22 protein-coding genes are annotated in these 23,994 nt (G+C 43.4%); 14 read left to right on the top strand and 8 right to left on the bottom strand.

Annotated features, from left to right (window positions below):
• The first annotated feature begins 109 nt into the window (after positions 1-109).
• From AC6H3C_RS19015 to AC6H3C_RS18970, 10 genes are all read left to right on the top strand, one after another.
• Positions 110-475: a hypothetical protein gene (locus tag AC6H3C_RS19015; RefSeq protein WP_497517095.1), complete on the top strand. Its 366-nt coding sequence runs from the start codon at positions 110-112 to the stop codon at positions 473-475.
• Between the two features lie 105 nt (positions 476-580).
• Positions 581-1,594: a hypothetical protein gene (locus tag AC6H3C_RS19010; protein WP_497517094.1), complete on the top strand. Its 1,014-nt coding sequence runs from the start codon at positions 581-583 to the stop codon at positions 1,592-1,594.
• 6 nt (positions 1,595-1,600) lie between these two features.
• A complete protein-coding gene (locus AC6H3C_RS19005; protein WP_497517093.1) occupies positions 1,601-2,110 on the top strand; it encodes a hypothetical protein in 510 nt (169 codons plus the stop codon).
• Between the two features lie 137 nt (positions 2,111-2,247).
• On the top strand, positions 2,248-2,682 hold the full coding sequence (locus tag AC6H3C_RS19000; RefSeq protein WP_497517092.1) for a DUF1573 domain-containing protein: 435 nt from the start codon (positions 2,248-2,250) through the stop codon (positions 2,680-2,682).
• Complete coding sequence (lepB, locus tag AC6H3C_RS18995) at positions 2,679-3,839, top strand: signal peptidase I (protein ID WP_497517091.1); 1,161 nt, start codon at positions 2,679-2,681, stop codon at positions 3,837-3,839. Before AC6H3C_RS19000 ends, lepB begins: the two co-directional genes overlap by 4 nt.
• 119 nt (positions 3,840-3,958) lie before the next feature.
• Positions 3,959-5,044: an efflux RND transporter periplasmic adaptor subunit gene (locus tag AC6H3C_RS18990; RefSeq protein ID WP_497517090.1), complete on the top strand. Its 1,086-nt coding sequence runs from the start codon at positions 3,959-3,961 to the stop codon at positions 5,042-5,044.
• Between the two features lie 87 nt (positions 5,045-5,131).
• Positions 5,132-5,542, top strand: coding sequence for a four helix bundle protein (locus AC6H3C_RS18985; RefSeq protein ID WP_497517089.1), 411 nt, complete (start codon positions 5,132-5,134; stop codon positions 5,540-5,542).
• 65 nt (positions 5,543-5,607) lie between these two features.
• Complete coding sequence (locus AC6H3C_RS18980; protein ID WP_497517088.1) at positions 5,608-8,886, top strand: efflux RND transporter permease subunit; 3,279 nt, start codon at positions 5,608-5,610, stop codon at positions 8,884-8,886.
• Between the two features lie 76 nt (positions 8,887-8,962).
• A complete protein-coding gene (locus AC6H3C_RS18975) occupies positions 8,963-9,244 on the top strand; it encodes a hypothetical protein (RefSeq protein ID WP_497517087.1) in 282 nt (93 codons plus the stop codon).
• A gap of 5 nt (positions 9,245-9,249) precedes the next feature.
• The gene (locus tag AC6H3C_RS18970) at positions 9,250-10,566 is read left to right on the top strand and encodes an efflux RND transporter permease subunit (protein ID WP_497517086.1); all 1,317 of its coding nucleotides are present in this window, start codon (positions 9,250-9,252) and stop codon (positions 10,564-10,566) included.
• A gap of 13 nt (positions 10,567-10,579) precedes the next feature.
• On the opposite strand, the gene AC6H3C_RS18965 is transcribed toward AC6H3C_RS18970, so the two are convergent.
• Positions 10,580-11,788, bottom strand: a complete 1,209-nt coding sequence (locus AC6H3C_RS18965; RefSeq protein WP_497515874.1) for an ISAzo13 family transposase — start codon at positions 11,786-11,788, stop codon at positions 10,580-10,582.
• A 5-nt stretch (positions 11,789-11,793) separates the two neighbouring features.
• Here AC6H3C_RS18965 and AC6H3C_RS18960 point away from each other — a divergent pair, with 5 nt between their 5' ends.
• Entirely contained in the window at positions 11,794-13,683 is a 1,890-nt protein-coding gene (locus tag AC6H3C_RS18960) for an efflux RND transporter permease subunit (protein WP_497517085.1), read from the top strand.
• Between the two features lie 556 nt (positions 13,684-14,239).
• Here AC6H3C_RS18960 and AC6H3C_RS18955 read toward each other — a convergent pair.
• The 4 genes from AC6H3C_RS18955 to AC6H3C_RS18940 all read right to left on the bottom strand — a co-directional run bounded on the left by AC6H3C_RS18955 (position 14,240) and on the right by AC6H3C_RS18940 (position 16,045).
• Positions 14,240-14,704 (bottom strand): RES family NAD+ phosphorylase, encoded by a 465-nt coding sequence (locus AC6H3C_RS18955; RefSeq protein WP_497517084.1) that lies wholly within the window; start codon positions 14,702-14,704, stop codon positions 14,240-14,242.
• Positions 14,704-15,090, bottom strand: coding sequence for an Xre family toxin-antitoxin system antitoxin (locus AC6H3C_RS18950; RefSeq protein WP_497517083.1), 387 nt, complete (start codon positions 15,088-15,090; stop codon positions 14,704-14,706). Before AC6H3C_RS18950 ends, AC6H3C_RS18955 begins: the two co-directional genes overlap by 1 nt.
• 179 nt (positions 15,091-15,269) lie before the next feature.
• Positions 15,270-15,518, bottom strand: coding sequence for a hypothetical protein (locus AC6H3C_RS18945; RefSeq protein WP_497517082.1), 249 nt, complete (start codon positions 15,516-15,518; stop codon positions 15,270-15,272).
• Positions 15,519-15,631: 113 nt separating this feature from the next.
• A complete protein-coding gene (locus tag AC6H3C_RS18940) occupies positions 15,632-16,045 on the bottom strand; it encodes a hypothetical protein (RefSeq protein WP_497517081.1) in 414 nt (137 codons plus the stop codon).
• A 223-nt stretch (positions 16,046-16,268) separates the two neighbouring features.
• Here AC6H3C_RS18940 and AC6H3C_RS18935 point away from each other — a divergent pair, with 223 nt between their 5' ends.
• Positions 16,269-17,981, top strand: coding sequence for a DEAD/DEAH box helicase (locus AC6H3C_RS18935; protein WP_497517080.1), 1,713 nt, complete (start codon positions 16,269-16,271; stop codon positions 17,979-17,981).
• Between the two features lie 77 nt (positions 17,982-18,058).
• On the opposite strand, the gene AC6H3C_RS18930 is transcribed toward AC6H3C_RS18935, so the two are convergent.
• The 3 genes from AC6H3C_RS18930 to AC6H3C_RS18920 form a co-directional block, all read right to left on the bottom strand.
• Positions 18,059-18,850 carry a 3-keto-disaccharide hydrolase gene (locus tag AC6H3C_RS18930; protein ID WP_497517079.1) on the bottom strand — a complete coding sequence of 264 codons (792 nt, stop codon included), beginning with the start codon at positions 18,848-18,850 and terminating at the stop codon, positions 18,059-18,061.
• A gap of 74 nt (positions 18,851-18,924) precedes the next feature.
• Entirely contained in the window at positions 18,925-19,176 is a 252-nt protein-coding gene (locus AC6H3C_RS18925; protein ID WP_423126731.1) for a DNA-binding protein, read from the bottom strand.
• A 304-nt stretch (positions 19,177-19,480) separates the two neighbouring features.
• Positions 19,481-22,432, bottom strand: coding sequence for a serine hydrolase domain-containing protein (locus tag AC6H3C_RS18920; RefSeq protein ID WP_497517077.1), 2,952 nt, complete (start codon positions 22,430-22,432; stop codon positions 19,481-19,483).
• A 249-nt stretch (positions 22,433-22,681) separates the two neighbouring features.
• On the opposite strand from AC6H3C_RS18920, the gene AC6H3C_RS18915 reads away from it, so the two are divergent.
• Positions 22,682-23,473 carry an exo-beta-N-acetylmuramidase NamZ family protein gene (locus AC6H3C_RS18915; RefSeq protein ID WP_497517076.1) on the top strand — a complete coding sequence of 264 codons (792 nt, stop codon included), beginning with the start codon at positions 22,682-22,684 and terminating at the stop codon, positions 23,471-23,473.
• A complete protein-coding gene (locus AC6H3C_RS18910; protein ID WP_497521280.1) occupies positions 23,374-23,838 on the top strand; it encodes a hypothetical protein in 465 nt (154 codons plus the stop codon). The genes AC6H3C_RS18915 and AC6H3C_RS18910 overlap by 100 nt, the downstream gene beginning before the upstream one ends.
• Positions 23,839-23,994 lie beyond the last annotated feature (156 nt).

The following is a 23,994-nucleotide window of genomic DNA, read 5'->3' as shown; positions in this document are numbered from 1 at the left end:
AGTTAAAACATAGGTGCAGCCGGGAAAACCCAGCCACACCTTAAACCACAGGTATTGTGAGCACACATTTCAAAAACAATACTCACAAGCCTGTACAAATCTATATATAATGAAAACAAAAATTGGAAAATGGTTGAAATACTTGGCCGCGGCAATATTTTTACTTGCTCTGGCCGTTAATGTGAAAGTGACATTGGACGACCCGTTTGTGATGATGAGCGAAGCTGTCATTGCTCAAACAACTTCAAGTAGTACTACAGGTACAACAACTAGCACCACTACGACTACCAGCACAACAACAAGTGGAGGAGGTGATAAAGTATTGTGTGAGGCAACAGTTGACTGTGATTCTGTTGGCGGCGATGGTAGTGTTAAATGCTATGGATATAACTCGATGTATACCTGTAAATCCTATCCATTGGTGGGAAAAGTAGAGTGTGATGGTGTTACACACAGGTGTGTGCTGGTTCCTTAGGCAGATTATATTCCGTGTTAATTAATTAGAATTAGCACGGAATTAAATTAATAAGATGAGTACTATCATTTTCTCATTTTGAGAAAGCAATAAAAATTATTAGAAATGAAACAGGATAAAGTATTGTCGATTATCGCAGGTGTTATATTGCTAAATGTCTCGTGTATAAGTCAGAAATCTCATGATGATGTGTCTGTTGAGCAGATTTCGCCTGAAAAGATATATAAAGAAATTAACGATTCGATATTTCTCTCAAAAATTGTGTCAATAGAATACATTGATAGCAACATTTATTTAGTGGATATGGACCAACATTTGATTATCCGGTTAGATTCAGATTTGAATTATGTACAAACAATTGGCGGAGAAGGTCATGGCCCTGGTGAGTTATTATACCCATTAAATGTTTTTAACGCAAAAGAAGGAATTATTGTTCAGGATGCCGGAAACCGACGATTTAATTTGTATTCGAAAAATATACGTAGTCACTACATTTTTAAAAATTCATTTTCTACTAATTTAATTATAAGTGATAGTCGGTCGGTCTCGATTAAGGATGGAATGATGTTTCTGACATTTCCTCAAAATGAAGATCTACCTGTTTTTTATCGTATTGACCTACAGGGAAAAGATACCATCACTTTCGGACAATTCTATGCAGAGACATCAAGTTTAGAAAGGAACTATAGGCGAATATATTCCAGTGCTAATCATCTTATTTCAGTTGGTATATCTGAGCCAATTGTTGAAATTTATTCCTTCTCCGGTGAAATTATTAATCGTTTTGATCTTTCTGATATTCCTATTTTTAAAAAGACGTTAAAGCAGCATAATCTTATTTACAAAAGAAACCCGCAGGGCGCAACCCCAATTCTCATTAATGATGTCTCAGTTATCGACTCTACCGTATATATGCTTATTACTGAAAGAGGTAGCGGTAAATTTATTCAAACAAATAAGATTCTTGTATTCAATTATCAAAGTAATAATTTACAGCTTTCGGATATTTGGGAATTGGGGATAGGGAGGTACGATTCATTTTGCATATTACCCGACAAGGAAAAGTTAATAGCATTTAATGGATATTTATCTGAATTGCAATCCTTTAGGCTTAAATAAGAATCTATGAGATTTATATTTCTTTTTTGTGTAATCATAGTTATTACAATAGGTTTTTTTTTGCAGAAAAAGAACAATGAAAATCAGAAATTTTATAAAGAAGCAATCGAACTGAAGTTAAAAAACTTAGAACACCTGAAATCGAGATTGTTGGGGGAAGAGCTGAATGAAGTATCAGTTATTCTTAAAGATTCACTTTGTCCAGATGTTTGTAATAGAACAATTGTTTATTATTATACCGGGAATGACTGCCTTCAATGTATTCAAAAGGGATTTCGAATTCTCAAAAACATTAACGGCAGCTTTTCAAAGAACTTAATTTGGGTGATTTCTTCAAATACAAATATTTATCGAGATCAGATGGCAAATGAGTATCATGATTATGTATACTCTGACGAAAATGAGATGATAAGAAGAAAATTGAAAAATTTTTACTCTCCCGTATTTTTTGTGTTATCCAACAACAAAATCGAAGAAATTCATTTTATCTCCAGTAATGATGGCATTTGTGGATGAGGATATCGTAATAATGTCAATTAAAAAGCAAATAAAGAAGGATTTGAAAAACGTGGATAGGGATGGGCTTAAGCCTCTTTGACTTTTATATAAATGTATCTTGATAAAGAAAATGAATCTTATTTAAAGATCCTAGTATGCGAATATCCTTAAGAATTGAACTAGCAATTTTTGTAACAGTTGGCTTTATGGCCTGTAAATCTGTCGTTGTAAAAAACGACGCAGAAATAAAATTTGAGATAACAACGCATCATTTTGGCGAGCTTGAATACAAAGGGGAAGCGAATTGCACTTTTAAGTTTGCCAATCCAGGAGAGAAGCCGCTGGTAATCCAGCATGTGAAAACGTCATGCGGATGTACCGTTCCCAAATGGCCCCAAAAGCCAATAAAAACGGGAGAATCCGGAGAAATACTCCTTAGTTACGACACCTCTTATCCCGGGGTATTCGTCAAGACAATTACGGTATCCTATAACGGAGAAGGGTCTCCGCAAATCCTGACAATAAAAGGAAACGTAAAATACCCCAATGAAGATGCGTTTTCTTCCGGAACAGATGAAAACATAAAATGAAGAAGTATATAATTTTTGTACTCTTACTTACCATTTTCACGCTTCCAATGGTTGGATTGGCATGGTTATCAATTGGCCTATTCGTTATTGTATGCCTGTTTGTTTTGTTTTTTTCTGATCTAAGATTTATTCGTTGGATTCGAAGGAATAGGACTTTCTCATTCGCGAGTACTATCTTTTGGGTAGTCGTTCTCGCAATAGCTCTCCGGGTTTTGTTCTTTGGAACATATATGATCCCGAGCGGTTCGATGGAAGATACGCTGGTCCCGGGAGACCAGATCATGGTCAGTAAATTGCACTATGGGCCACGCCTACCTCAATCTCCATTCGAAATTCCCTGGATCAATATCCTGTTTTACCTGAATAAAGAAGCTCGTTATAAAATCGATTCCACGTGGTACAAATACAAACGGCTAAAGGGATTTGCCAAAGTTTCAAGAGATGATATTGTCGTTTTCAATTTCCCGCAGCAGCAAGGAACTTTTTATATCAAACGTTGCATTGGCTTACCAGGAGAAATAATTCGCATCAGAAACAGTAATATAAGCTGTAATCAGCAAAATATACCCGCTCCTTTAACTTCCAAAGTTGATTACCTGATATGGGCGAACGAGGATCGTTTAACTGACATCCTTGATCAACTGGAAATTGCGAATGACAAAATTAACAAAATACAATGTGGGCTGTTCAAGCTGGAATTAAACCGGATGCAATACGAGACACTGCGCTTAAAAGAAGGAATTGATTCGATCTGCTTTTTGGAAATTCCCACTGACACCATGCCACAGGCCTATCCTCATAATATGAAATTTCGTTGGACAGCCGATAACTTTGGTCCATTAAAAGTTCCTCAAAGAGGAATGCGTATTGAGATGACAGAAGAGAATTTCATCCTCTACGAAAAATTAATCCGCGAATATGAAGGAAAGAATCTAATTCTCAGGGACGGAATTGTGCAAGAAGAGGGAAAAGAAATTCGGTTCTACACCTTTAACCAAAACTACTATTTTATGATGGGAGACAACCGACACAATTCGGCCGATTCAAGAACCTGGGGCTTTCTTCCGGAGAAGGGAATTATTGGAAAAGCGATTTTGGTGCTCTACTCAAATAATGAAAATGGTTTTAAATGGAAACGAATATTTAAAAGACTATAACTTAATCGTTTTTGAGAATAGCAAAACCTGTAATTTATTGGGGTAAGTTAAAATTTGGTGCAATTCCAATTTGATATGTAAAATAAATTAATAGCTTTATTGATAAAAATGAATCTAAAATGAAACGACCTCGCATTCCAATAATTTTAGTCATTATCGTATTCGCTTTTATCCAATCGTGTACACGAACAAATTCAACGGGACCCGATGCGACTGAAAAGCGCCAGTACGTTCAGCAGCAAAATCCGGTTGAAGTGGCGGTACTTGAAAAAATACCTTTCAAAAAAGAGATTATAAACAACGGAAAATTAAATGCTGTTCGTAAAAGCGAACTCCGGTTCCGGGTAAGCGAACAATTGGAAACGTTGATGGTAAAAAATGGAGACCGGGTAGGGACAGGACAGTTAATCGCCGCGTTAATACCTTTTACCTATCAGCAGCAACTGTCGGGAGCAAAGGTGCAGGTACAAAAAGCGAAACTGGAGTTGCAAAATATCCTGATCGGGCAAGGCTATATGACCACTGACAGTACTAAAATGCCGCCACATATATACGAGATGGCAGTGGTCAGGTCTGGTTATGCCGAAGCTTTGCAGGGGTTTCAAACAGCTGAGTTTAACCTGAAGGCTACCCGGTTAACAGCTCCTTATAGCGGATTAATTAGCAACTGTAAAAAAAAGGTACACGAGCAGGTAAGTTCGGGTGACGCCTTTTGTATCCTGATTGATGACTCAGAATTTGAGGTTGAATTTCGAATTGTTGAAAGCGAAATCGAAGTTATCGAAATCGGAAATAAAGTACAGATCATCCCGTTTTCAAACAATAACCGGATTTATAGCGGGCAAATTTCTGAAATCAATCCTTTGATTGATGAAAACGGCCTGATCCTGGTGAAAGCACGCGTCAAAAATCCCGGCAGCTTATTGGAAGGAATGAATGTGAAAGTCCTGGTTGAAAAGGAAATACCGGATCAACTGGTGGTCCCTAAATCCGCGGTAGTGTTACGGCAAAACCAGGAAGTGCTGTTTAAATGCACGAAAGACTCTATTGCCTTCTGGACTTACGTACAAACAGTAGCAGAAAACAGCACTTCTTACGCGGTAATTGCCCATCCCGAAAAAGGAGGCTCGCTTGCTGCAGGCGATACGGTGATTGTTTCGGGGAATTTGAATCTGGCGCATGAAAGTGAAGTAGTTATCCGGTAGTTTCTGTTATTGGGGCAATTGGTTTCTGTGGTTTCTGGTGTTGGGTTTTGTTTCTATTGTTCTGTTGTTTGACGAAAAATTTAAGCTATGGGTACTATTAAGAGGTTTGAGGATTTGGAAATATGGAAGTTGGCCAGGGAGTTATGCAGGGAAATATACCGGATCACGAACTATGAATCTTTTTCAAAAGATTTTGGGCTCAAAAATCAAATCAACAATTCAAGTGGTTCGGTAATGGATAACATTGCCGAGGGATTTGAAAGAGATGGAGCAAAGGAATTTACCCAGTTTCTGTCGATCGCCAAAGCATCATGCGGAGAGTGCCGGTCTCAATTGTACCGCGCGCTTGACCGATCGTATATATCAGAAGAAGAATTCAATGATCTGGCTAAGAAAACCATCGATTTAGGACGAAAAATAGCCAACCTGATGGACTACCTGAAAAAAACCGACATCCGCGGCAACAAATACAAACCATACAAACCATCCAAACCATAGAAACAACAGAAACAACAGAAACTCAGAAACAACAGAAACAATAGAAACCAAAGAAACTAATTCGCATGGTCTCCTTTTTAATCAAACGCCCGATTGCTGTCAGCATGACCTTCATCGCCATCCTGGTGCTGGGGATATTTGCCATGAAGTTTATACCGGTTTCGCTGATGCCGGACATTGATATCCCTGAGATCACGGTACAGGTAAGTGTTTCGAATAGCCCGGCCCGCGAACTGGAGAACACCGTTGTTCAGCCCATCCGCAGACAACTGATGCAGGTAGCGCACCTGGCCGACATTACCAGTGAAACACGCAATGAACATGGCATCATTCATTTGAAATTTGATTACGGTACCGATGTCGATTTTGCCTTTATCGAGGTAAACGAAAAGATCGATCGTGCCATGAATTACCTGCCTCGGGATATTCAGCGGCCCCGGGTTATCAAAGCCAATGCCACGGATATTCCGATTTTCTACCTGAACCTAACGGTTAGCAGTTCCAAGTTCCAAGTTCCAAGTTCCAAGTTGACAACCCCAACAACAACAGAAACAACAGAAACCCCGGCAACCTTAGAAACAACCCCGGAAACCTCCGCTCTCTTCCCCGTTTCGCAAAAATTTGTTGAGCTAAGCCGTTTTGCCTCCAATGTCATTCGCAAACGGATCGAGCAGATACCGGAAGTGGCTATGGTTGACATGAGCGGACAGGTAAGTTCCGAACTGCTCATTATTCCCGACGGCAAAAAACTGGAATCGATGGGAATTACACAGGAAACCCTGGTGCGCCTGATTGAAAACAGCAACATCAGGCTCGGAAACCTGCTGATCCGCGACGGCCAGTACCAGTACAACATCCGGTTTTCCTCCACCCTTCAAAACAAACAGGATATTGAAAACACCTGGTTTAAAACCAACGGGCGGTTATTGCAGCTTAAAAATGTGGCCGATGTCATTGAGCATCCCCAAAAACAAAAGGGGAAAGTGTTGCATAACGGGCAGGATGCTGTCACCATTGCCGTGATCAAACAAAGCGATGCCCAGATGTCGGCATTGAAACAAAAGCTGAATGGACTGGTTGCCCGGTTTGAGAAGGATTATCCCGGTATAACGTTCAGCGTCACACGTAACCAAACACAGTTGTTGGATTATTCCATTTCGAACCTCGGCCAAAGCCTGGTTTGGGGGGCCCTGCTTGCCTTCCTGATCATGTTCTTCTTTATGAAGGATTTTAAAGCCCCCCTGTTAATTGGGATTACCGTTCCTGCCTCGCTGGTCATTTCCATGCTTTTCTTTTATATCCTGGGTATTTCCATCAATATTATCTCCCTTTCGGGAATTATTTTGGGAGTAGGTATGATGATCGATAATTCAATTATCGTGATCGACAACATCACCCAGCACCTCGAACGGCTGAATAGTTCCAAGTTCCATCCGGCAATTGCCGGACCGGCGCAGACGGATTCAAGTTCAAAGTTGACAACAGAAACTCCAGAAACATTAGAAACAACAGCAACCCGAAACATCAATCCGTCAAATGCCGGACAAGTTCTTTCAATCCCTCAATCTTTGAACAAAGCTTGCGTCAGCGGTACCAACGAAGTTTTCCGCCCCCTGCTAAGCTCGGTGCTCACCACCTGTGCCGTTTTTATACCCATGATCTTTATCAGCGGGATTTCGGGGGCCATGTTCTACGACCAGGCCATGGCCATTACGGTTGGCTTGCTGGTTTCCCTGGTTGTTTCGGTTACCCTGCTGCCTGTTTATTACCGGCTGGTTTACCGGCGAAAGGGGACAACCGGGCAAAACCGTTTTTTAACGAAAATCACCATTTTCAATGTTGAAGGCCTTTATGCCAAAGGTTTGCGCCTGACCCTGAAACATCAGGGCGCTTCCTGGGCCTTGGTTGGCGTTTTTTTACTTGGAGCTGTATTTTTATTTACTGACCTGCAAAAAAGCAAACTGCCCCCGATTACCAAAGACGAGGTGATTCTGTGGATTGACTGGAACGAACAGGTCCATATTGATGAAAACAGGAAACGGTCACAACTTGTAGCCGGTCATGTGAAAGATTTCCTGGAAAGCCACACGGCCCTGATTGGGCAACAACAGTTTATTATGGAGCATGGCAGCACGGCCTCTGCTTCAGGAACAATGATTTACTTTAAGGCCAGCTCTTCAGAAAACCTGGGCCGGGTTACGGACGAAATCCAAAAATTTCTTGAAAACAATTATCCCCGGGCCCTTTTTCAGTTTAATGATGCCGGGAATATTTTCAACATGATTTTTTCGGATACCGAAAAGCCGTTGGTTGCCAGGCTGAAAGCAGTAGATGATTATGGTCCGGGCAAAATCAGCTTTCTGCAAAAGACGCTGGAAAAACTAAGGGCTGCATTTCCGGAACAGCCGGTCGCCCCTTTGCCCCTTTATGAATACACTGTTTTGCGCACCGATCCCGAGAAACTGCTTCTTTACGGATTGTCATTCGATATGGTATACAGTAAACTAAAAAGCGCTTTCAATGAGAACCAGCTTTTTATGATCGCCGACAACCAGGATTTTGTGCCGGTGGTACTGGGCGACGAGCTGCGTACTATCGGTGAAATTATACGGAACCTGTTTATCCGCAACAATGCCAATGAACTGATCCCTTTACGGGAACTGGTTACCGAAATAAAAAGCCAGGACATGAAAACCATTGTTGCCGGAAAGGAAGGGGAATATTACCCGGTTGCGTTTGAAGCAAATACCCCCCAGGCGGAGGTGCTGATGGCGAGGGTCAGGCAACTGGTAACCGCAGACCGGCTGTTTGATGTCAGCTTTACAGGCAGTATTTTTTCGAACAAAGAACTGCTAAAGGAACTTTCGCTGATCCTGCTGGTTTCCCTGGCCCTGCTGTATTTTATACTTGCCTCGCAGTTTGAGTCTTTAACGCTGCCCCTGATTGTGCTCCTGGAAGTTCCGATTGACATTTTTGGTGCATTTCTGGCCTTAAAACTGGGGGGCTCCGGCATCAACCTGATGTCATTGATCGGCATCATCGTGATGAGCGGGATCATCATTAACGATTCGATCCTGAAGATCGACACCATGAACCAACTCCGGAGCCAGGGCTATTCATTAATGCGTGCCCTTGTTGAAGCCGGTCACCGGCGGCTAAAACCGATCCTGATGACCAGTTTGACCACGATTCTGGCGTTGGTTCCTTTTCTGTTTACCACAGGGCTTGGTTCCGATTTGCAGCGCCCCCTGGCCCTGGCCGTTATCGGGGGAATGGTATTGGGGACCCTGGTCAGTTTGTGCCTGGTGCCGTTGATGTATTATTATTTGAAAAGAAGTTATTAACATCGTAAAAAACTTAACTATAAAATATATTGATAGCATATGGTTTGAAGGATTTGAAAGGTTTGAAGCTTCGCGTTTGAAGGGTTTGATGCCCTTCGGGCGGGTGAAAAAGTTTGAAGGTGTTTACTCCGGTTTCGGCGGAACTTGTCCGGCTTTTGACGGATTGAAAAGTTCGAACGCGCATCACCAAACCGCCGAAGGCGATCAAACAGGCAACGTTAAACGCCCGCAGGGCTTCAAACCGCCGGAGGCAATCAAACAGTGCAACGTCAAACTACCGAAGGTAGTCAAACGCAACGCATCAAACAGTGAAAACAACAGCAAAACAACAGAAACAATAGCAACAGCAAAACCCTGAAACCGTTGAACCCATACCGACTCTCCTCCTTCTCTGTCATCATGGCCTTTATACTGATGGTCATCATGGGGCTGGGAATGCTGCCGTTGCTCAATGTGCAGTTGAACCCGTCGCGTTCGTTGCCAAAGTTGTCGGTACGCTATAGCTGGCCCGATGCATCGGCCCGGGTGATTGAACAGGAAGTGACTTCCCGGCTCGAAGGGCTGTTCAGTTCGGTGAAGGGGATCAAAGAGGTGTCATCGGTTTCCTCCAAAGGTTCCGGCCGGATCGAGCTGTCGTTTAAAAAAACGGTGAACCTGGATGCCGCCCGTTTCGAGATTGCTACGCTGATCCGGCAAGCCTATCCTGAACTGCCCGGGCAGGTTTCTTTCCCGGAACTTTCGATGGGTACCGGCGGGCAAAATACCCAACCGGTCATGACTTACACGATCAACGCCAGCGCCGCACCTTTTTTAATTCAGAAATATGCCGAAAACCAACTGGTTCCCCGTTTATCCATCCTATCTGGAGTGAGTGGGGTCAAGGTTTATGGTTCAACACCCTTTGAGTGGGAGATCAGGTATAACAGCGATCAAATCCAATCCCTGGGGATCAGTTCATCCGAAATCGCCCAAAGCATCCAAAACCACTTCCGGGAAGAGTACCTGGGACAAGGGGTGTTGTCTGATATTCAGGACGAAGGACAAGCCATTACCGGGCTGTACTTGTCCAATGGACTGAATGACAGCATCGACTGGCAAGCCATTCCGGTAAAAAAAGTTGGCGGGCGGATGATTTGGCTGGGAGACCTGGCCAAAGCCAAATACCAGGAGCAACAACCATCTTCCTATTTCCGGATCAACGGGTTGAATACCATTAACATGGTCATTTATCCTGAAGACCAGGTGAATAACCTGCGCCTTTCCAAATCGGTCAGGGAAGAAGTCTCCCTCCTGAAAAACAACCTGCCTGCAGGTTATTCGTTGCTGCTGGCCAACGATACTACGGAGTATATTCAGAAAGAACTGGAAAAAGTCTTTCTCCGTACAATTTTTTCCCTGCTGATCCTGCTGGTTTTTATCCTGATCATTACCCGGAGCCTAAAATACCTCTTGCTGATCATGGCCAGTATCGTGGCCAACCTGGTTGTAGCCTGCATTTTTTATTATTTACTGAAAATTGAGATCCACCTGTACTCGCTGGCCGGTATTACCGTGTCATTTGGAATCATCATCGACAACAGCATTATCATGATCGATCACCTTCGCCACCAGGGAAATAAAAAGGCTTTTCTGGCTATCCTTGCTGCCACTTTAACAACCATCGGGGCGCTTAGGGCTTGATACAAAATAAACTTTACATATTTGGTACAATGGAATAATTCCATTCTCCATGAAAATCGTTTTTTGTGATATTTATCTTTCTCAAATCCTCATCTATTATTTTAATTCCTTTTTCATAGACCGTGTCATCGATTTTTGCTTTTATCAACAAGCCTTTTGTTGTTGTCGTAGCTGCAATCAGGCTTACTATTACCTGTAGGCTTGTCAGTGGTTTTGCCCGCCAGTTCATGGAGATATATGAAAACATCCTGTGTTCAATTTTATTCCATTTGCTTGTCCCTGGCGGAAAATGGCTTACAATTATTTCCATGTCCAACTCATTTGAAAGTGACTGTATTTCTGATTTCCAAAGACGGCTTCTCGCACTGTTGCTCCCGCCACCATCTGCTGTTATGAACAGGCGTTTTGATTTTCCGTACAAACCCGCCCCCATTTCATACCACCAGTTCCGTATGGATGAAACGGCAAACTTAGCTGTGTCGTAATTAACCCCAACGCTTACCCAGCCTTGGTTTTGCTCTATATCATACACCCCGTAAGGTATGGCTTTCCCTAGTTCCTTGTCGACAAAATCGTAAACCTTTACTTCGGGGGATCCGCCTTTTGGGTGCCATTCTTGTCCTGAATTCTTATAATTCCCCACTAATTCCTTCTTTTTGCAATCTACCGAAATAACCGGGTCCCCTAAAGCAATAAATTCTGTCGCCACTTTGTTGATATGTTCAAACTGTGCATCCCTATCTTCGTGTTCCCCGCCTTCGTCAACCTTCTTATTACCCTGCAAGCTAAACCCTTCGGAACTCAATATACGGTTAACTACGTTATAGCTAACATTATACCCTTTCCTTTTTAACTCCACCGCTATCTTTCTCGTACTCTTGCTTGTCCATAAAAGTGTATTCATCGGGTCTCCAACAGTATGGGGGCCTACCAATTCGCGGACAGCTTCTGTTAATCCAATTTCTTTGTCTGTCAGCTTTTTTCTGCCACCACCAGTCTTTCGGTTGCTTTTTAAATCAATCTTGTTTACATCTGCCGACCGCAATTCTTTAATCCCTGACGTTAGCGTCACCCTGGAAAACCCAGTAAGTTTAGCAGTTTTACTTATACCCCCACGCCCATGCCCGATCGATTCTGATGCCAAATACAGACGCTTGCTTTTTTCATCTAAATGGGGCAATAGCAAATCATATTTTTCCTGTAAAAGTTTATCGCTTTGCATACATTTTGTTTTTTTCAAATGTACATATTATTTCGTATCAAATCCTTAGTATCATCTTCTTTTTAAAGGAGGAACAACGCATCAACCTGGTGGAGTTTGCCCAGGTGATCATGGTAAACCTCTCGGTTTCGATGGCGATCGCCCTGTTTTTTATTCCGGCCTTGATGGATTTCAATCCGGCCCTGACGGACAAAGTCAGGCTGAATAACCGGCGGGCAAAAAGATTTTTCAAAAGAAAAAAACGGGCCGTTCGCACTACCCGTTTCTACCGGCGTTACATCCTAATCAGCAAACGGTTTAAATGGGCTTATATCCTGTTGTTTATCCTGGGATTCGGCATCCCGGTGCAATGGCTTCCTGCCAAAATAGGAAAAGAGGGTTTTTGGCCCGAAAAATACAACAAAACACTCGGGAGCAGTTGGTTTGCCGAAGAAGCCAGGCCGGTTCTTGAAAAAGCCTTAGGTGGTTCCTTACGCTTGTTCTCTGAGTATGTTTTTGAAAGTTCGTTTTATTCAGAGCCATCGCGGACGATGCTTTATGTGCGGGGGAAAATGCCTGAAGGCTGCACGGTGCAGCAACTCAACGAAGCTATGGAGAAAATGGAAAACTACCTGAGCCAATTTGATGAAATTGAACTGTTTCAAACATCGGTCTATGCATACAACAATTCATCGATTTCTATCCAGTTTAAACAGGAATACGAAAATGGTTCATTCCCTTACTTTTTAAAAGAAGAGATTACCTCGAAAGCCATCAGCCTGGGCGGTCTCGACTGGAGCGTTTACGGGGTTGGACGGGGATTTTCAAATGCGTTGAACACAGGGTTCAAGAACAGCCGCATCATCCTGGAAGGCTACAATTACGATGAACTATACCGGTATGCCGAAATGCTGGAGACGAGACTTTCCGAAAATGAACGGGTTCGCGAAATCGAGATCACCGGATCAACCAGTTGGAACAGCAGTTCGCTTTACGAATACCAAATGGTTTTCAACCATGAGGGTTTTGGCTTGAATGAGGTATCGGTCAACCAGTTTTATTCATTTCTGAAAGACAAGGTATATAAAGCCAACCTCAGTCCTATCTATAACGACAACGAGCTGCAGCCGGTTTCGCTGGTCTCCGATGCTTACGGGGAGTTTAATGTCTGGGACTTAAACAACCTGCCCATTGAAATCGGGGAGAAACAGCTGAAGCTGTCCAACTTTGGAAAAGTAAACAAACAAAAATCAGGGAACGACATTCATAAAACCAACCAACAATACCAGTTGGTCGTGGCTTATGATTTTATCGGTCCGGAACCTTTATCCAGGATCGTCAGGGAAAGGCATGAGAAGGAACTGTCGGAAATTTTGCCGCTGGGATATTCCGTCCGTGCGTTCAATCAAGGTTGGGGCTGGGACCGGAAGGATAAAAAACAGTACTTCCTGATCCTGCTGGTCATCCTGATCATCTATTTTATCTGTTCCATCCTTCTTGAGTCGCTTTTGCAGCCGCTGGCTATTATTCTTATGATCCCGGTTTCTTTTATCGGGGTATTCCTTACTTTTTACCTGTTTGACTTCAATTTCGACCAGGGCGGCTTTGCCTCCTTTATCCTTTTAAGCGGGATTGTGGTCAACGCCGGATTATACATTATCAACGATTACAATAACTTTTGCAGAAAGTTGGAGGCAAAAAGCAACATGCGTTTGTATCTGAAAGCGTTCAATCATAAAATCATTCCCATCTTTCTGACTATTATTTCCACGGTACTCGGATTAATCCCGTTTGTGTGGTCAGGGCAAAATGAAGTTTTCTGGTTTGCTTTTGCCGTTGGGGCGATGGGTGGATTGATCTTTTCGATAATTGCTATTTTGATTTATTTGCCATTGTTTACGAGGCTTAAGTGGTAAACTAATAATAAGCTTAATTTTAGGAGGTTAAGCATTTATTTAATATCTTTGTGCAAACTATTTTTCAAATTGACTTATATCCGGTTTTTTTATGAACAATCCGGTGAGTTTTTTCGATATTGGCGGGATAGTTTTCTAATATACAACGACTTACAGGGTCGGGGGTTCGAATCCCTCACCGCCCACGAAAGTGGATGCCAAACGGCATCAAAAAGCAGTAAGTCGTTGATTTACTGCTTTTTTATTGTGCGCCGTGTATGCCTGTCATCCCGAAGGTGTAAGGTAATCAGCGTCAAAAACCGGTATATTCCACGTCCTGCTACCCGTAAAAGGGCAAGATATCCTGGGGAATAAGACAGGCCACCTGGCGAGACATTACAAATCCCAAATTAAGGAAGTGGCAGATGGTAAATCTTCACCGGCCGGGGAATTACATGGGGGCTTCTATCGAAACTTAGCTTCACCATTTAAGGAAGAGCCTAAGTGGGTAATTACTGCATCAGGATAAATCAGTTATTGCAATCAACAATACTGTAATAGCGGTTGCAATAACTGATTAATTTTCTTTTGAAACCCGTTGGTCAAACACAAATGGAATGGTGCTGACGACTTTACAATCCCGGATGTGGGGATGAAGCGGGTTTAATATGATGTTGAATTCATCCGGAATAATGACAGATGGTACTTTAAGGGCCAGGTGTTCTTTTTTTTGCAAAAAGGAAGTACCGTAGTTAACCGTTTCCAGCGCAAACGGATAACAGTTCCATCCCTTGATCAATACCTTTGGTGGAACTGATTGAAGCTCTATTCCGTCAGGCAACTCAATTTTGACCAGTAACAGGTTTTTAGGAAGGTTTTCAAGGCTCGTCACATGGACAATCTTTTCCCACGCAGCCAGTGATGCATGTTCAGATGTGTAGATCACTAAATTTCCTTTTTTATGCCATCTTCCGGGGCCATACAATCCACCCATCCCGTCGAGGGTAGAATGCTCTTTTTTTGTAATCCGGTAAACGATCATCAGGCTGAGAATCCGTATTCAATAGCGTTCAACTCATCGAAAACAAGCTGTATCCCGGAAAATGTATCCAGGTACGAAACAGGTTTTTCATTGCCCATTACTTTATTCTCGGAATTCAACCAACTATGAAACTTCTCCTTACTCCCAAAGAGGTCAATCCCTGATTTGAAAAGTTTTGCTATGTACAATGCACGTTCCGATGGACCGGGAGCTATAAGCTGCGACGGTTCCTTTTCCTGAATTGACCGGGTTGAAATCCGCAGGTACGAACTAAGCTCCTTAAGTGTCAAGCCAGATTCTTTGGCTATTGACAAAAGCCGTGATTTTTGGATTCCTTTTCGGGCTCCAATCAGGATATCCTTTTCTGAAATTTCAAGTGCATTCATATCAATGTGAATTTATTCGCTTAAAGATACGAATATTTTCTGTTTTTTTGGTTACCTGAATTTAAAAGGTAAAACCACTCCATTTAAAATTACCGGAAAGTTATTGATCGCTTCACGGAAAAGTCAAGGGTCGATCGTTCCATCCTGCACCGCCGCATAACCATTTTGATCTGACGATGCTAATCTTTCGGGTTTAAAGGGAAATATTTTCTGCCAGCCAGTTGGCCGGCAAAGAAAGCGCCAACCAGAATCGGATACGTATAAAATGCAAAGCCAATATCGCTGTAAATTCGTAACAAAATGACCACAGGAACCGGGATGTGGATATATACCCACCACATCAGGGTGAATTTTTTATGTCTCGACCGCAAGGCGCCAAATGGTACATTGATCAGAAATACTAGCAAGGCTACGATTAAAATCTTCATGGAATAGATTTAAGGCGGTAATGATAGTCAGATTCGTCCAAATGGCAAAATGGCAATTGCTTGCTTTAATACGTCATGGCAGACGAAGTCTTTCCCGATTACCCACATCTGGCTTAACCCCAGAGTACCAGGTCTTTCAGTTTTTCAAATCGCTTGCTTTTGCATTTTGGACAAGTGGCGTATTTCAGGCTGCGGATGTTGGTGTGCCTGAGAACCGTTTGGCAGGAGGCACATCGGAAGTGGGTTTTATGCAAGATCTGGTCGTGACAGATTGCCTGAACAAAAAGTTTGGATGAAATTTGCAGGCAATGACGGCACCGGTAGATCCGGTATTCCATTTTTAACTCCAAATCAGGAAGTTCGTTGAAAAGCTTAACAATTTTTTGATATGTCTTGTAATGAAGCTTAACCGGCTGCCCTTGAAAGTATTCGTCCACCAGTTGGTCATGGACCATGAATCCCCAGCCTTCATAGAGATATTGGGTATGGTTGCAGTCCTTGCAGGTAAATTTATAGGATAAGCCCATCTGGTTTGGATTAAGTAGTAAAAAGATACGAATTTTGATGGAATCTATCTGTCTGTAAATGATGAAATAAAACATCGGTTTGTATGTAAGAAAATAAAATTATCTTTGCAGCTCAATTTTTTGCATAGATGGCATAGGGGTGTATTGAAAAGTAAATTTTATTGTCATCGGTGCTTATTTGGAAAAGAAGGACGTGTTGTCCTTCGCTTAATAAATTACGACGATGACATTTGAAGAAACGGGCTTGAAGCCCGAACTGCTCAGCGCCATTTCAGAAATGGGCTTTGAGCAACCTACGCCTATCCAGGAAAAAACAATCCCGCATTTGATTAACAACAGCAACGACCTGGTGGCCTTGGCACAGACAGGAACCGGTAAAACCGCCGCTTTTGGGTTGCCTTTGCTGCATAATATCAATGTAAGCACCAAAGCTGTTCAGGCCCTGGTGTTGTGTCCTACCCGTGAATTATGTCTGCAAATTACCCGCGATCTGGAGGCTTTCTCTAAGAATATCAGGGGATTCAAAAACATTGCTGTTTACGGAGGAGCCGATATTGGTAAGCAAATCCGTGAACTGCGCGACGGAGGACAAATTGTAGTGGGCACCCCGGGACGGGTACACGACCTGATCCGCCGGAAAGTGCTGGACGTGAGCCAGATCAGATGGCTGGTGCTTGACGAAGCCGATGAGATGCTCACCATGGGTTTCAAGGAAGAGATGGATGCCATATTGGCTGAAACTCCCGCGATCAAACAAACCCTGTTGTTTTCGGCCACCATGCCCCGCGAAATTGCCGACATGTCAGCCAAGTACCTGCATCACCCGGAAGAAATTGCCGTGGGCAAACGTAACTCCGGCGCCGAAAATGTAGAACATCACTATTATGTGGTTCAGGCCAAAGATAAATATGCGACCTTAAAACGGGTTGCCGATAATTATCCGAATTGTTACGCCATCGTATTTTGCCGTACGCGGATGGAAACCCGTGAGGTGGCCGAAAAGTTTATGGCCGACGGTTATAATGCCGATGCGCTGCACGGAGATCTGTCGCAGGCTCAACGCGACCAGGTGATGAGCCGCTTTCGTTCGCGCAACCTGCAAATGCTGGTTGCTACCGATGTGGCTGCACGCGGACTGGATGTAAACGACCTGAGCCATGTGATCAATTACAGCTTGCCCGATGACCCGGAAGTGTATATTCACCGGAGCGGGCGTACCGGACGTGCCGGAAAAAGCGGTATTTCGGTATCGATTGTCCACATGCGCGAAACCGGTAGATTGCGCCAAATTGAAAACATCTCACAAAAACGATTTGAACGGAAGATGGTGCCGGGAGGCGAAGAGATTTGTGAAGTACAGTTGATGCATCTGATTGACAAAGTGGTTCAGGTAGAAGTGAACGACTCGCGTATTGATCCGTATTTGTCAGCGATTAAAGAAAAATTTGCCGGACTGGGCAGCGAAGAAATTTTGAAACGTTTCGTTTCGATTGAGTTTAACCGATTTTTGTCATACTATAAAAATGCTCCCGACCTGAATATTCGTGAAAAAGAACCGAGAGGATTTGAGAAACGGGGAAGCGAGCGAGGAATCGAACGCGGCGGACGGGTTGCATTTTCACGCTTATTTATCAATGCCGGTAAAAAGCAAAACCTGAATGCTTCACGCTTGCTGGGGCTGATCAACGAACATTTAAGAAAGAAAAACATCGAGATTGGTAAAATTGATATCCAGCGTAAATTCTCTTTCTTTGAGATTGACAGCCGCTTTGAATCGGAACTGGTTAAATCGATTAACGGTTCCGTTATTGACGGACATGCCCTGAAAGTTGACCGTGTATCCGGACAGGATCGCCCGGCAGCCCCCTGGACGAAAACGAAAAAATCGTATACTGCCGAATCTAATTTTAAGCGTAAACCGAGCAAACAACGATAAGCTGCTATTAAATTGAAGGCTGCTGATCACTGTCATCAACGTGACACGATCAGCAGCCTTCGGTTTTTAATCTGGCGCTATTCAAACGAAGGAAGCGCAAAAATTTCAGTAATCTCTATTTTTCGGATAAACATTTCTCCGCCTTCCGATTGTATCTGAATTTTTCCTTTTGACAAGGGCAACACCTGCTCGTTAACAAGTTTGCCGGTATTTTCGCATTCCATCACTTTTTGGCCGTTTACTACATGAACGGATTTTTGTCCGAAGCAGTACAAATCAACCACATTCCACTGGCCGACCGGTTTTTCCGCGTCTTTTTGTTTGCGGGCAATTTTGCCTCCCTGCTGGCTATTTCCAAAAGCCATTTGAGCGCCGTTTTGATTGAAAACCTTATTGTTTTCAACTTCATTCACACTGATCTCGGCATAGGTATCAGCCATCATGTAAGCGTCGCCAAGATTGCCGTGCATCAATTGCAGTTCGATGGAACTTTTCCAGGTATCAATTCCGGCGCCAAAGGGTCCGTAGCTGTGATAAAGCAAGCCGCTGTTGCGGTTCGTAAAAACCTCGTCGCCCCATTTAAATTCAAGTCGAAGATGGTAATTCTCAAACTCCTTTTTACTCGACAACGAAGCATTGACATCACCCGAAACGCGGATTAATTTCTCCCTGTCTTTTTCAACTACCGAGAAGGTGCGCGCGGGTGTTGCTTTTTCTTTTAGTTCTTCAAATCCTTTAAGCGCCGAGCCAATATAAATTTCCCAGTTTTTTAGGTCTTTACCGTTAAAAAGGGGTTTCATTTTTTGTGCATGCGATCCCAACGGAAGGAGGCTGATCAGGATCATAAACGTGCTTGAAATTAATTTCATATTCTTTGGATTAGGTAATAAAAAAACTGTCCTATAAAGATAGAACAGTTTTTCAAACAAAAACCAATGCTTTTTTAGTGAATCTCCGCAAGAAGTTCTTCAGCCCGTTCTAATATTTTTGTATCGTCAAGTAAAACAATCCCGCCATTTGGCCCTGGTTCAATGTGTAACCCGACTGATCTTCCCCGGTCGTAATTGGCACCTCCAAAATAATTCCTGACGGTTTCAACTTCAATGTTAAATTCCTGTGCCAGTTGGCGGATTGAACCGTCAGGTAAGCTGTCTTTAATTTTGCGAAGCTCGTTGAAAGTGATTTTTCTCTCCATGGCAGTAAAAATTTATAGGTTATTAAATTTGATCGTAAACTTCCCTTAAAGTTAGAATTAATAATTTAATAATGTAATCGTAGCATATAGCTTGAATAACTTGCTTATGTCATTTTATTGGGGATGAAAAGGAATGTAACCTTTTTTATCTTGCTGAAAGCTTTTTCCTGTGCGGATTTTAGAACTTACTGATCTAAATTATTGATCATGAATGTTAAAAAACATTTTAACAATTTTTAACCGCATGCTTTTTCAATTAAAAACAGGAGTGTGTTGTCAGTGAGCGGTATCGCGTGTGATCAGCCTAAATCCCCTTTTTAATACTGTCGTAAATCACCTGGTGCATCGATGTTCTCAGGTTAAGCCCGGTAAGTTTTGAATTGGTGCGCGTGGGGTAAATCCGGTTGGTAAAGAAGATAAAAAGAACGCGGTTTATCGGATCGGCCCAGGTGAATGTGCCGGTAAAGCCCGTGTGTCCGTAGCTGTCGGGACTGGCATCAATGGCGGGAAAGGCATTTTTTAAGGTACTTCGTTGATTGTTGATGTATGGCTTATCGAAACCCATCCCGCGGCGATTGTTTCTCAGGGGGTACTGAACCCGGGTAAATTCGGCCAGGCTTGCCGAGTCGAGAAATTGCTCTCCTCCGTAATAACCGTTTTGCAGGTACATTTGCATGAGCTTGGCCAGATCGTTCGCGGTGCCAAACAAACCTGCATTCCCCGAAACCCCCCCCAACATCGCTGCCGCTTCGTCGTGTACAAAACCCTGGAGCAGTTCGTTCCTGAACAATTCGTCATATTCGGTCGGGACAAAGCGCTGTGCCGGGAAAAAACGGTAAGGGTTGAATGTTATGGTTGATGCGCCCAGCGGTTGATAAAAAGTTTTTCTAAGGTAAGCTTCATAATCGCACTGGCTTAAGTCTTCAATAATTTTTGGAAAAATGAGAAACGGCAGGTCGGAGTAATTGTATTTTCCCGGGGTAAAATAGCGTGATCCCAGAATTTCATCGTAGACCTGATCGCTTAATTTGTTATTCAAATATAAATTGGAAGAAATGCGTATATCATGCCTGTTTGTTGGGCGGTCGTTGAATACCGATGTTAACTGCCCATTTTTTTTTACCAGGTTTTGCCATAATGGAACTCCGGCAATCAGCCCGCTTTGGTGGGCCAGCGCTTCCCTGGTGGTAAATTTATCTTTCTCGGTATTTCGGAAAGGTGGCCAGTAAAACGAAAACGGCAGGTCGGGATTGAACTTTCGCTCGCCGTGCAGGCGGATCAGCGCAGGAAGGGGAGCGGTAATTTTTGTGATGGAGGCCCAGTCGTACAGGTGATCTTTTTCTACCGGCGTGTGCCGATCGTAAGTCATGTATCCGTAACATTTGTGCAGAATTACCTTGCCGTTAACGGCAATCAGTACCTGGCATCCGGGGTAGGCTTTTTCCCGCAATCCTAAATTGGCCAGGCTGTCAATCCGGTCTTCCAGGTATCGCGATGATATGCCGGCTTCCTCAGGGATGGTATATTTTAATCGCTGGTTTTTTTTTATGTCAAACCCGTCATTCAGTTTAAAGTGGTTGTTAACATGCACCGGAAGCTTTCCGTTTGCATGGATGGCGCCGAATATTGCCTGTGCCGCCAGTTCCTCGGTCATCCGGTTTTCCTGGTAGCTGACCAGCAAGCCTTCGCAGGTTTCAATCCCCGGGATATAATCGAGTGCATAAGGGTTACCGAACAGCGCAACTACTTGTTTTTTGTGTGTTGTTTTCAGTATGAATTCAGTGATTGACGAATCTACGCCATACGTTCTAGTTCCTCCAAGGTTTAGGTTATGAAGGCCGATAATCAGCAGGTTATAGGGTCTCATTGCCCTCGCCAGTTGTTCAATTTCCTGGGCTGTAGCTTGTTTTTTCAGGTTGAAATAATCAACATCCAGGTAATGGCTGCTCATGCGTTGAAAAGCCGTTTCGTTTGTTGTGCCGACAGAGATGACTGCAATTTTTAAACTGTCCAGTTTTTGCAAAGGAAGTAACAGGTTTTCATTTCTTAAAACAGTTAACGATTGTTCGTGCAGCAGGCGTTTGGTTAATTCGTAGCTTGGTTTGAACAGGTCGGCACGGAGGTTTTCCGGCGAAATCGGGGAATTCTCATCAAGTTGGAGCCACTTTTTCAAGGCCAGTATCTTCCGGCATTTCCAGTCAATTTCTTCCTGGCTGAGCTCGCCGTTTTCCACCGCCCTTTTTACCGCGTTGATTGATTCTTCGAGCTTGGGGACAATCTCAAGCATGTCGTTGCCGGCAATAAGCGCCCGGGCGCTGGCTTCCCCCGACGGGAATTGATTGGTCACTCCCTGCATGTTCATGCCGTCGGTGATAATCAGCCCGTTGAAATGGTATTCATCAATCAGTTTGCCTTTAATAATCAGCGGCGACAACGACGATGGCAGTTTGGTGTCGGGTTCCAGCGCCGGTAGTTGCAGGTGACCGGTCATGATGCTTCCGATTCCGCTGTCGATCAGTGCTTTGAACGGGTACAGTTCAACCTTTGTTAGCCGTTCCAGGCCATGATTGATCACCGGCAAGCCAAGGTGGGAGTCGGTTTTAGTATCTCCGTGCCCCGGGAAATGTTTGGCAACGGCCAGTACGCCGGCATCCTGTAGGCCTTTCGCGTATAGCCATGATTTGCGGGCAACGGCTTGCTGGTCTTCACCGAAACTCCGGTAGTTGATTACCGGGTTATTGGGATTGTTGTTCACATCGGCCACCGGGGCAAAATTTACATGAACACCAATCCGCCGTAGTTGTTTCCCGATTTCAATGCCCATTTGGTAAATGAGGCTGTCGTGCTGAATGGCGCCTAATGCCATTTGTACCGGGTATTTTGGCGCATCTTTTAACCTGAACCCAAGGCCCCATTCCGCATCCATGGTAATCAGCAGCGGAATGCGGCTTGCCTGCTGAAACCGGTTGGTTAACAGAACCTGATCCGCCGCATTTCCCTGCATGAAAATAATCCCGCCAATGTGGAATCGTTGAATATCGTTTAACACCTGATCGGTAGTCTTCCCGTTTTCGCTGTATGCCTGAACAATGAATAACTGGCCGATTTTTTGTTCAAGGCTCATTTCTTTTAAGGTAGAATCGACCCAGGTATGGCCGAGATATTTCAGAAAGTCCGGAGTTTTCTGGGCTTTTAAATTGTGAAGGTTGAATATGAAAAGAATGATAAAAATTGGATATAATATTAGTTTATTCATTGTTTCAAATTTTCAGGCTATAAATAAAGCAACGCTTAAAAGGTACTTTTATGTCCTTCGTTGTAAGGCGAAAATTCGTAAATTTTCACCGAATTGCGGGCCTGTTATGAATCTTTAACAAATTTTCCTGAAACAATGGGATATTTTATGGTCTCTTCGTGTTCCTGCGGTCGATGGCGATTTTATCCGGATGGTCGTTAGGCAGGATCAGGACGATTTTTTACATTCGTGAAACGAATTTTTTTGAACATGAAATCAATCTTTTTGCTGTCCTTTATTTTTTTTGTGAAATTGCTTCCGGCTCAGCCGGTAAAGACAGGAGCCGAACAGCCCGAGGTTTATTTGCCCTTGCTCGAAGGCAAAAGGCTTGGCTTGGTGGTAAACCATACCTCCATGATCGGAGACCGGCATTTATTGGATTATTTGCTCGAAAAAGGAATTTCTGTTCAAAAGGTTTTTTGTCCGGAACATGGATTTCGGGGGGATGCCGATGCCGGAGAAGTAATAAAAGATCAAACCGACGGAGCAACGGGATTGCCGGTTATTTCTTTGTATGGAGATAATAAAAAGCCGGCTCCCGCACATCTAAGCGGGCTCGATGCCGTGGTTTATGATATTCAGGATGTCGGAGTTCGTTTTTATACTTACCTGAGTACCATGCACTACGTCATGGAGGCATGTGCCGAAAACCACCTGCCCCTGATCATTTTTGACCGTCCTAATCCAAACGGGGACTATGTGTCGGGCCCGGTTCTTGAGCCGCGGTTCAAATCATTTGTGGGGATGCATCCCATTCCGGTGGTGCATGGCTGTACCCTGGGCGAGCTGGCCGGAATGATAAACGGCGAAGGCTGGTTGAAGGCTGGCGCTCATTGTGATCTGACTGTGATTCCGGTTAAAAACTACACGCATCAGACCCGGTATTCCCTGCCGGTAAAGCCATCTCCAAATCTGCCAAACGATCTGTCAATCCGGCTTTATGTTTTTTTGAGGCGACACGTGTCAGCATTGGAAGAGGAACCACTTTCCCGTTCCAGGTAATCGGGTATCCCGATCCGAAAATGGGGAGTTTTCAGTTTACGCCGGTAAGTATGGACGGGATGGCAAAAAATCCTTTACAGGAAGGAAAGCTGTGTTATGGTGAAGATCTTCGGGACGTTTGTTTGAACCACCGGTTTACGCTGTCGTATTTTTTGAAATATCTCCGGAAATTCTCCGACGAAACTGAATTTTTGAGCTCTGAGCGCTGGTTTAACCTGCTGGCCGGTACCGATAAGTTGCTGGCTGATATCCGCGCCGGAAAAACCGAAAAAGAGATCAAGATTTCATGGGAAGGTGAGTTGAATAAATACCTGGAATTGAGACGTAACTATTTGTTATATCCCGATGGCAACTGTGGAAAATAATCCCCTTGGGTTGAGCTCCTGATCTTTAACAGAATGTTAACTTTTACAGGGCTTTCCGTCATAAATGAAAAAAACCGGACGGTTGTTTTTTTAATCATGAAAAAAATGTTAAAATTTGTGAAAATCATTTCGTACTTTAGTATACTAATCAGCAGT

This window comes from Gaoshiqia sp. US2 (assembly GCF_059705485.1).
The sequence above is the reverse complement of the archived record's forward strand: the minus strand, read 5'-3'. Positions and strand labels throughout refer to the sequence as shown.